Raw genomic sequence first — 10,361 nt, forward strand, 5'->3', positions numbered from 1 at the left:
CATGAACAAAGAGCAAGTGATTGTTGGAATGCTGATTGAAGAAACTCTTTCTTTTAAAGAGGTATGCCATAAATATAATATTCCGCAAGAATTATTACTAGAAATGATGGAATACGGCATTTTTTCTACATCCTCAAACGGTAAAGAAAACCAGTTAGATGCAAAAGACTTACGCCGGATGGAATCCGCTTTTCGCCTCCATCGAGATTTAGAAATTAACCTACCTGGAGTGGCCTTAGCTTTGGAGCTGTTAGATGAAATCGAAGGCTTGCGTAGAGAGCTTGCCATTTTGCATAAACATTTTTAAAGAAGCTCGGAGGCTGTGCTCCTATAAGATTTCTTTAAACAGCACTTTTCTCTGCTCGCTAGAAAGCTCTTATGCCTACGATTAGGTTAATTAAAATAATAATTTTGCTCTATACAAAGAATAATTTTAATTAATGAATTGTATTTTTGCATTGTCCTGTATAATCCTAGGTTTAGCCCCCTATAACTATATTATGAATTCTACTACCGTTACCGAGCAAACCCTAAATTGGGTACGTTCTTTTGTTATTGAAAACAACCTATGTCCTTTTGCAAAAGGCCCAGTAAATAAGAACGCTTTGCGAATTACAGTCTCTGAGCATAGAAAGAAAGCGCTTGCCTTAGAGGACTTAATGACTGAGATCCATTTTCTAGATGAGCACCCCAAAATTGAAACGACCCTCCTGGTCTTTCCAACCGGCTTTAAAGATTTTTTTGCCTATCTTGAACTCGTGGATTTAGCAGAAGAACTTCTAGAGCAATTAGAATACGAGGGAATCTATCAAGTAGCCTCCTTCCATCCGGATTATTATTTTGCCGACTCAGAACCTGATGAGGTGAGTAATTACACCAATCGTTCTCCTTACCCGATGTTACATATCTTACGCGAAGAGGATTTAGAAAAAGCGATTCAAGCCTACGGTGATACGAGTAAAATACCGGAACGTAACCGGGAGTTGTTACAACATTTGGGTTTAGAAAAAATAAAGGAAATACTTAAATAATAGAGCCCAAGGTCTTTTTTTGTACTAAAATTATACATATAGGCACATGGAATCTTCTATTTGAGGTGCATCATGGCAAAAAAAGATATCGCATTAAGTATATCCAATCCACGATTGATAGCCGCAATTTATTTTGGTTTACTTTCCGTAGTAGGCACCATTTTAATCAATGCTTTCCTAACCTTAATTGGTATCCAAGAGTTGATTCCGGTTTTTGAATCTATTTTAATTGGGGTATTGGTTGCAGGATGCACAGGGGCAATCTTTGGCGAACAAATTGTCCATTGCAAAAAACCTTATAAACAACGCGTCTTTTGGCTTGGTTTTATTATGGTTCTGGCCTCACTGCCTGTCTTTGATTTAGGTTTAGTTTTTTGCATGCTGGCAGAACATACAACCCCATCTAGTTTGTTAGGGATAAAATCTATGGTTTATCTCTATTTAGTGGTTTTAGCGTATAGTTACGTTCTTTTTGGTATTTGGCTTGCGATTGCTTCAGGTTTAGCAGCTATGTATTTACGCGGCCAATTAGTATACGATATCCTGCATTCCTACAAAGAATCAAGCATTGAAACCCAAGTGCTTCCGGTAAAAATAACAAAAAGACCATACCATGAAGATCGTCCCGGTAGGAAAACGGTATAGAGGTATGGCCACTAAGGCATCCTTATCGACTCATGCAAGAATTTCACGACAAAAAATGGCTCCTTGAGTTAATTCATCAAGGGGCTATTGTTATTAGCCCGAATAATCGACTTAGTGCAGCGGTGCTTCACAGCTACTTCACGGTTCGCCAACAAAATACGCTGGTAAAACCACAATGCCTCCCTTATAAACAAATGCTTTTAAAGCTTTTTGCACAAATCCGGTTTAACCATTATCAACCCGCCCCTCCGATGCTACTTAATGAAGCACAATGCCGCTATCTTTGGCTAACTATTCTCCAAGAGACAGAGGCACTTACTTATAGCGAAGGTTTACTTAGCTCGGTGATGCAAGCTTGGAAACAATGTGAGCAATGGTTGGTACAACCTGAAAATTCAAGTTTTTCTTACACGCCACAAACCCAACTGTTTCAAAAATGGTGGCAAACCTTTAATAAACGTGTCCAAGATTTACAAGGAATTACTGAATACCAACTCGTTAGTTATTTAATAAAAACCCAAGCACCTTTATTTAATAAGCCACTGATCTGGCTGTGCTTTGATGAATTTACCCCAGAGCAAGCGCTCTTACAGGCTCATTTAGGTCAGCAAGGAATAGCACAATATCGTTATGATCTGGCTGAGAACCATGCTAATACAAGGCTTTGTGCCGCCGAAAATAATAAAGAAGAATGCCAGCAGCTAATCCAGTGGTTAAAATTAAAACTCGAAGAAGGCAAACAACGCCTAGGTGTAGTCCTACCAGAGTTACAACAAGGGGCACAGGGATTTAAACGTCTACTAAGCCAACATTTTGATCCTACCTTATTTAATATCTCTTTAGGAGAACCTTTAAATGACTATCCTTTAGTGGCACATGGATTATCCTGGCTTGCCTTGGAAACCGAGCTTAACCCTCATCAAGCCGCTTTACTGTTGCAGTCACCCTATTTAAGCGCAGCCAAAGAAGAATTCCTACCAAGAGCGCAATTCTTACAGGACAATAATTTAATTCACCAAAGTCACTTTAGTTTAAAACAATTAAAACAGCATTTAAGTATATCTGTCCCTAAACTTTCTAATCTATTGAATAACTTAACCCCTTATCCTGCTTTCGCCTCCGTGAATGCCTGGATTACTTTATTCCAAAAACGATTAAATGACTTAGGTTTTCCTGGCGATCTGGGACTAAATTCAATCCAATATCAATGTTATCAACGTTTTGTTGCTTTATTCGATGAATTTCGTCAATTAGCAGTGATTAAAGCGGAGTTTAGTAAAAATGAAGCTCTGCATGCCTTAACTCAATTAGCAAGGAATACTATTTTCCAAGCCCAGAAAAAAAATGCGCCCATTCAAATATCGGGTTTATTGGAAGCGTCGGGCTGTGAGTTTGATGGATTATGGGTTATGGGCCTAACCGATCAATGTTTGCCAGGCTCAGTCCAATTGTCCGCCTTTATTCCACCGCAGTTACAACGTGAACAGTATATGCCCCACAGCACAGCAGCGCGTGAATTATATTTTGCACGCCAAACCTTGCAGCGTTTACAACGCGGAAGTCCTTCAGTGGTCTTTAGTTATAGCCGCCTAGATGGTGATAAACCTAATTTACCCAGTGCTTTAATCAGTCATTTTCCTCTTTTTTGCAATTCTATTATTAAGCTTAAGAACGCTAAAGAGGTTTTAACGCATCACGAAGAAAGCTATTCCCTTCCTTTAAAAGAAAAGGAACTTTTAAGTGGAGGAACGGCCCTATTAGCCAATCAAGCGAAATGCCCTTTCAAAGCCTTTGCAGAACACCGACTAAAAGCAAAGCCTGTGTTAAAAAATGTTGATGGGCTGGATAATAAGGAACGCGGGAAAATTATCCATAAAATTATGGAGTTATTATGGCATGATTTAACAAACCAAGCCCAGCTCTTTGCTTATCCACAAGACAGGCTTGAGCAACTTATTGCTAATGCAATTAAGCAAGCCTTAAAACAACAAGCTGTTGACTCTCCCCACTTCATCCAAGACTTAGAATATTGCCGACTAAAGCGCCTGGTTTTAAGTTATTTAGAGTGGGAAAAGCAACGACCGGCTTTTGTTATTGCGGGCCTAGAGCAATCTTACACCTTGAACCTGTCGGGTCTAGAGATTAAAGTCCGCGTGGATAGGTTAGATAAGGTAGGCGACAAAACCTGGGTGATTGATTATAAAAGTACCCTTCCCAGCACTAAACCTTGGAATGAAGAGCGGCCCCAAGAACCACAATTACTGCTTTACGCCTTACTTGATGAAGAAATTAATACTTTAATTTTAATGCAAATAAAAGCGGGTAAAATCCTCTGCACTGGTCTTAGCGAAACAAAAACCGAGATCAAAGGAATTAACAGCTTAAGAAAAGAAGAGAGTTGGCATGAAACGCGCGAGAATTGGCAGGAACAATTAAGCCGCTTAGCTCAAGAAGTACTCAACGGGTATTGCCCTCCTCAGCCAATAAACCCCAATATTTGCAGCTATTGTGATTTTAAAAATTTATGCCGTATTGATAATTAGTGAATTAGAGCTTAAATTTCTAGACCAAGTATGTTATACAATAGAGCAAATAGAGGTGATTATTTGTTTAATTAGCACAGGGAAAAAACTATGACTAAGGATGCTACTATTCAATTATTTGATAGACTTAATCAATACATCGAAGAGGTAAATGATTTATTTAAAAATGAAAATCTGACCGAATCCTTCCAGCAAAATATCCAACGGCTAAACAATTATTTTATTCGTCTGTTTAACAAAGATATTAACTATTCTAAAAGACAAGCTTTAGTAAACGAATATGATCTTTTATTAAACACCATGAGGCAAATAAAAGCCGGTTCGCTCACTGCAGATCAGGCCTTACAAAATTTAAATAGTCTGGCTAGAGACAGAAAAATTGATGTCATTGTGCACAATATTTTCAAAACCTGTGAGCTACTTTTTTGGTTAACCGCAGCAATGACCTCTTATGCCTTTTGTATTGGTTTTGGTATTCCATTAATGTTTTTCAATTTACCCGTGGGACTTGCGATTACTCTAGGTACTAGTGTTTTAATGTTGCAAGCAGCCAATCAGATCCTTGAATCCGCCAATGAATTCAAATCCTTTAATGCTATAGATACACAAGAGCGCTTAGAACGCAATGTAGTTTCTTTTTTCCTCCCCCCGAAAAAAGATGAGGAAGAGCTGGAAGCTAATCTCAGATCTGAGCTATCTCCTTGTTATTAAGAACATTCGGCTAAGGGTGCTTATTGATCCAGGGGCGAGCTATAAAGTATTGTCTTAAAAGCTAGCCCAGGGCAAACACATTTAAATAGTGCATCAGTTAAGCCATTGGTTACGTACCTAAGCCTGCTCTTGTCTACGTACCGTGCTTTATGCACGGTATCCAGCCAATCATGCCTGAGAATATAGACTAGGTTACCCGCATAAAGCCCGGAATGCATCTTGTTTGGTCACATAATTTACAATGGGATGCATTTGCCCTGAAGGTCACCTCGAGGCTTTGTCAAAGCTAATTAATTGGATGAAACCCAATAACATTTCTTTAAAAATCATCACCATGATTTTCATCAGAGTGATTGCGAAAATTAACTAGATGCTTAATAATGATTAAATCTTTATATTAATGGAGTGGGCATGGTAGGCAATACCACGAGATCGAAATTTATCATTACAGGACTAATGATTGGTCTGCTTAGTAGTTGTGGTGTGCACCCACCCTATAACAATTTTAAACCGGATAATCGAATGGGTCGAACAGCGGCAGCAGGAGCAGCTAGCGGTTCAGTGGTGGGGGCAATTACTAGTGGCACCTTAACCGGCACTTTAGCAGGAGGCGCAGTTGGAGGGACCATTGGTACAATTCGCGCTATTTATAAAGACAGCAAACCGGCCATCGTCAAACAACTTAAAAAAGAAAGTATCCAATTCGTTGAGTATGGGGACACTATGACTCTTATCATCCCCACTGATAAATATTTTATGTTTATGAGTCCAAGATTAAATGAGTTATGTTATCCTGGCTTAATGAATGTGGTAAAACTATTAAAACTTTACCCGCAAAGCCCAATATATGTAGCAGGGTTTACCGATAACGTAGGTTCTCGCCGCCATAAAAAGCTCATGTCACAAGCACAAGCAGAAACGATGATGACCTATTTATGGGCGAATGGAATACGCTCAATACAATTAAAGGCCGAAGGATATGGAGATAAAAACACAATCGGTGACAATATGGTGGTGCATGGAAGTGCTTATAATAGACGAATTGAGATTCAATGGTTTACAGGATTAGTAGCCAAAGCAGATCAACCAATTCTTGATATGAAATAAGGCTGTTAATGCGTTCCAGATTTATAGGTGGTATTCTTTTAATTGTGGGCACCTCCATCGGTGGGGGTATGCTTGCTTTGCCTGTAGCCAATGCAGCAACCGGGTTTTGGCAATCTTCTTTTTTTCTTTTAGTCTGTTGGGCCTTCATGACCTTAGGGGCTTTTTTTATTCTCGAGGCCAACCTTTATTTACCGCGGGGTAAACATATGGTTTCCATGGCCTCAGCAACTTTAGGTAAATATGGCTTACTTGCAGCCTGGGTTAGCTATTTATTTCTTCTTTATGCCTTATTATCCGCTTATGTTTCAGGAGGAGCTGACGTTTTAAATAACCTTTTGCACAAGCTAGGACTTAGTTTAAATGAATGGCAAGCCAGTACCCTATTTACCTTACTGTTCGGGCTAATTGTCTATGGCGGGATTCACTCGGTAGATTATGCCAATCGTCTACTCATGTTTGGCAAATTAGCCGTCTATTTTATTCTTGTAGTACTTATCGCCCCTTATGTCGAACTCTCTAATTTTGAACATGGATCTGTTCAATATATAGCGGGATCCATAATGATTTTAATCACCTCATTTGGTTTTGCGATTATCGTGCCTAACTTAAGGGATTATTTTGATGATGATATTAAACAACTAAAAAAAGTGATCTTTATTGGCTCCTTAATCCCTTTATTTTGTTATATGGCTTGGGATGCCGTCATTATAGGCTCCCTACCCTCCGCAGGGGATCAAGGTCTAGAAAGTTTAATGCACAATTCCCATACTACGAGTGCTTTAGCTAATTTATTGTCCGAAAAAATTCACAGCAAAACTATATCTGCTTTATTTAACTTTTTTACCTCTATTTGTATGCTTACTGCCTTTTTAGGTGTCTCGTTGTGCTTGTATAGTTTTTTGGCGGATGGCTTAAAATTACGGGAAAAAGGAAGACATGGTCTAGGATTATTTATCTTAACTTTTGCCCCTCCCTTAGTCTTAGTGCTTTTTTATCCAGGTGCTTATATTCATGCTTTAAGCTATGCCGGAATCTTCTGTATCATTTTATTATTACTCCTACCCGCTTTAATGTGTTATTTTGGTAGGCGAAAATACAGCTCCCCTTTTTTAGTACCTGGAGGGAAGCTGACTCAATTAGCAGTCATCGGGGTTGCCCTAATTTTACTTATTGATGAGTTATGGAAAATTGTATAACTATTGGATAAAATCATTGACTTTACATGCAAAACAAAGTAACATTTTGTGTTATAATTGAACAATTATGGATTTATTAAAGTGCTCAATTCAAAATTAATAGGCGGTATATTATTGATTGTTGGAACCTCAATTGGCGGGGGGATGCTCGCATTACCCGTTTCTACTGCTGAGGTAGGCTTTGGTAATTCCTTATTTTTTCTTATAGCTTGTTGGTTAATTATGACTTCAGGCGCCCTTTTAGTGCTTGAAGTTAATTTACGCCTCCCGCCGGGCAGCAATATGATTTCCATGGCTAAATCGACGCTCGGCTTACCGGGGCAAATTATTGCCTGGATTACCTATCTTTTTCTCCTGTATACCTTATTAGCGGCTTATATTTCAGGAGGCAGCGACGTATTTAATGCCTTACTGCAAAAAATTAATGTTCATCTTCCCACTTGGCTAACTTCTGTTTTTTTCACTCTAATTTTTAGTTTAATTGTTTATAAAGGTATTCGCTCTGTAGATTATGTGAATCGGGGACTGATGTTTGGTAAGTTAGGTGTTTATGTCTTACTGGTCATTATTATAAGCCCCCATGTAAGCCCCACTAGTTTAACTGGAGGTTCTGCCAGTGCCTTCACGGGAATGTTAATGGTTTTAATTACCTCCTTTGGGTTTGCTTCTATTGTGCCTAGTTTGCGGGATTATTTTGAAGATGATATCCCCACGTTAAGACGAGTTATCCTCTTAGGCTCTCTAATCCCTTTATTTTGTTACATTGTTTGGGATGCAATCATTATGGGCGTGGTAGCACGTGAAGGAGACCAGGGATTAATTGCCTTAATGAGCTCAGAACATGCAACCAGCGGTTTAACTGAGGCGTTAAATCAAGCCATTCATAACTCTTGGATTAGTGGCTTTTTTGGTTTTTTTACCTCTATTTGTATGATAACCGCCTTCCTAGGTGTTTCTTTAGGTTTATTTGATTTTCTCGCCGATGGCTTAAAGTTAAAAAAATCTGGAAGCCAAGGTAAATACACTTTAGCCTTAACCTTTCTTCCACCTTTAGCCGTAGTATTATTTAATCCAGGAATCTATTTACATGCTTTGAGTTACGCTGGCGTTTGTTGTGTTATTTTACTGCTTTTATTACCCGCAATCATGAGCTGGCAAGGTAGAAAAAACTGTGTACTAGCCGCAAATGAGCGCCATATTATGGTTCCTGGAGGGAATATAAGCCTAACTATTCTTGGTTTCATTGGTTTAGGTTTATTAATTCTTGCCATGATGTATTAAGTGTACCTGAAATTTAAAGAATAAAGGGACATAAGTAGGTACAGTTACAATGACGCAACTTAGGTTTTGTTCTAATCCGCTTGCTCGAGTTGCTTATACCACCGAGCAAAAAACTACCGTCTATTTTATTCTGTTTATCTTACTGCATACCCTCTTTTGGACCTTAGGTAGCTATTTTTCTCGTCCCTCTTTGCCTCATGATACTTTGGAAAGTATTACCTGGGGTTTGCAATGGCAATGGGGTTATCCGAAACATCCTTATTTAACAGCCTGGCTTTGTGCGGCTGTTTTTTCTTTATTTAATCAGGCCGATTGGTCTATTTATTTATTAGCACAGTTAGTAAATACCAGTACGTTTGTCGCTGTCTGGTATTTAGCAAAACAGTTCCTTCCCTCTCGCCATGCCCTAATTGCTGTATTACTTTTGGAAGGGGTTCTTTTTTACAATGTAAATTCGTTTAATTTAACTTGTGATAGCTTACAAGCTCCTTTATGGGCCTGCTGTACGCTGTTCTTTTACTATGCCCTAACTACGGAAAAATTGCGCCATTGGCTATTAACTGCTTTTTTTGCAGCTTGTTGCATCTGCACCAAGTATCAATCGCTTATCTTATTTGCCTGTATGCTTTTTTTGTGTCTTGAACATCCAAACCTGCGGCAAAATTTTAAAAAAAAAGAGCTGTATTATGCTTTTACATTTTTTTTATTGCTAGTAAGCCCGCATTTAGTTTGGTTGTATCAGCATCAGTTTATTTCATTAGTTTATGTGAAAACCATTGCCTATGATTATACCGAAACTAAAACCGTTTGGGGGCATCTACTCTATCCCATCCTGACTTTGCTCAACGATTTATTTTACATTGCCGGGGTTTTTATTTTAAGTTGGCCTTTTTATAAAAAAAATAAAGCAAGGTTTAATATTTCACCTTTCCAATGGCATTTCCTGCTTATTATGGGTTTAGGGCCTGTTTTTATAACCACGCTCTTAGGCATCATTGATGGCAATTATTTTCCGCCTCGTTGGGCCACCCCTTATTTTTTTCTGCTAGGGATTATCGTTATAGGCTATTTAAAACCCCTTCTAAATCCCGCCCAACTAAAAAAATTTAGCATAGGTTTTGTGCTCTTTAGTAGTTTGCTATTTGGGGTTCGCATGGTGACTTTGACTCTTTTTCCTAAGCCCAATAATGATGCTTTTTTACCGAATAGAGCAATGGCCTTATCCCTAAGCCAATTGTGGCAAGACCGATATCATCGCCCCTTAGCTTATGTGGTTGGCTCCAATTATCTGGTCTCCTTGATTACTCCGTATTTACCCACTAAAACCAAACCCTATCTTAATTGGCGACTGAAACAAAATCCTTGGGTAGATGAATTGGAATTGAGTAAAACCGGGGCACTCTTCATTTGGGATGTAGGCTTTAATTATGCATGGGATCTCGAAGGAACTACTACTTTTCAACTACCACAATGGCTCTTTTATCGGTACCCAGAACTCATTGTTCTACCTAATGCCACTTTTTATAGATTATCCAATAAGGCACCCATTGTTATAGGGATAGCAATTTTACCTCCACGAGAGGTTTAAGAGCTAATTACTGCAGGGGATAATGGCATCTTCTTAAAAAAGCTTATTCTTCCGGCTCCCACCCTTTTAGCTTTAAGAAATCGTAAGAAGCCAAAACAAATGGACAAATTTAAAACAAATTCTAATCTATAGTTTATAATTAACTCATGTTACGCACGGTCAATTTTAAGCTGCCATATTTTTAAGCTCCTGCCAAGCAATCTGGTTCGCTCTAAGAATCAATTTGTACTTAATAGCAAAGTGATTTAAATGAGTTTTT

The 10,361-nt window shown here is 38.6% G+C and carries 9 protein-coding genes; all 9 read left to right on the top strand.

Annotation, left to right across the window (positions count from 1 at the left end):
• The first annotated feature begins 1 nt into the window (after position 1).
• Positions 2–307 (top strand): chaperone modulator CbpM, encoded by a 306-nt coding sequence (locus ELY15_RS01580; RefSeq protein ID WP_127097908.1) that lies wholly within the window; start codon positions 2–4, stop codon positions 305–307.
• 193 nt (positions 308–500) lie between these two features.
• Positions 501–1,031 (top strand): DUF1415 domain-containing protein, encoded by a 531-nt coding sequence (locus tag ELY15_RS01585; RefSeq protein WP_127097909.1) that lies wholly within the window; start codon positions 501–503, stop codon positions 1,029–1,031.
• A 72-nt stretch (positions 1,032–1,103) separates the two neighbouring features.
• Positions 1,104–1,676, top strand: coding sequence for a hypothetical protein (locus tag ELY15_RS01590; RefSeq protein WP_233586481.1), 573 nt, complete (start codon positions 1,104–1,106; stop codon positions 1,674–1,676).
• 32 nt (positions 1,677–1,708) lie between these two features.
• Positions 1,709–4,219 carry a PD-(D/E)XK nuclease family protein gene (locus ELY15_RS01595; protein WP_127097910.1) on the top strand — a complete coding sequence of 837 codons (2,511 nt, stop codon included), beginning with the start codon at positions 1,709–1,711 and terminating at the stop codon, positions 4,217–4,219.
• 90 nt (positions 4,220–4,309) lie between these two features.
• Positions 4,310–4,930 (top strand): DUF5638 domain-containing protein, encoded by a 621-nt coding sequence (locus ELY15_RS01600; RefSeq protein ID WP_127097911.1) that lies wholly within the window; start codon positions 4,310–4,312, stop codon positions 4,928–4,930.
• Between the two features lie 411 nt (positions 4,931–5,341).
• Positions 5,342–6,037 (top strand): C-OmpA-like family protein CmpA, encoded by a 696-nt coding sequence (gene cmpA, locus ELY15_RS01605; protein WP_127097912.1) that lies wholly within the window; start codon positions 5,342–5,344, stop codon positions 6,035–6,037.
• 8 nt (positions 6,038–6,045) lie between these two features.
• Complete coding sequence (locus ELY15_RS01610; RefSeq protein WP_127097913.1) at positions 6,046–7,233, top strand: amino acid permease; 1,188 nt, start codon at positions 6,046–6,048, stop codon at positions 7,231–7,233.
• A gap of 81 nt (positions 7,234–7,314) precedes the next feature.
• Positions 7,315–8,514, top strand: coding sequence for an amino acid permease (locus ELY15_RS01615; protein WP_127097914.1), 1,200 nt, complete (start codon positions 7,315–7,317; stop codon positions 8,512–8,514).
• A 49-nt stretch (positions 8,515–8,563) separates the two neighbouring features.
• The gene (locus ELY15_RS01620; protein ID WP_127097915.1) at positions 8,564–10,102 is read left to right on the top strand and encodes a glycosyltransferase family 39 protein; all 1,539 of its coding nucleotides are present in this window, start codon (positions 8,564–8,566) and stop codon (positions 10,100–10,102) included.
• Positions 10,103–10,361: the final 259 nt, after the last annotated feature.

The sequence above is a fragment of the Legionella sp. km772 genome (assembly GCF_003989735.1).
In the GTDB taxonomy this organism is placed as follows: Bacteria; Pseudomonadota; Gammaproteobacteria; order Legionellales; family Legionellaceae; genus Legionella.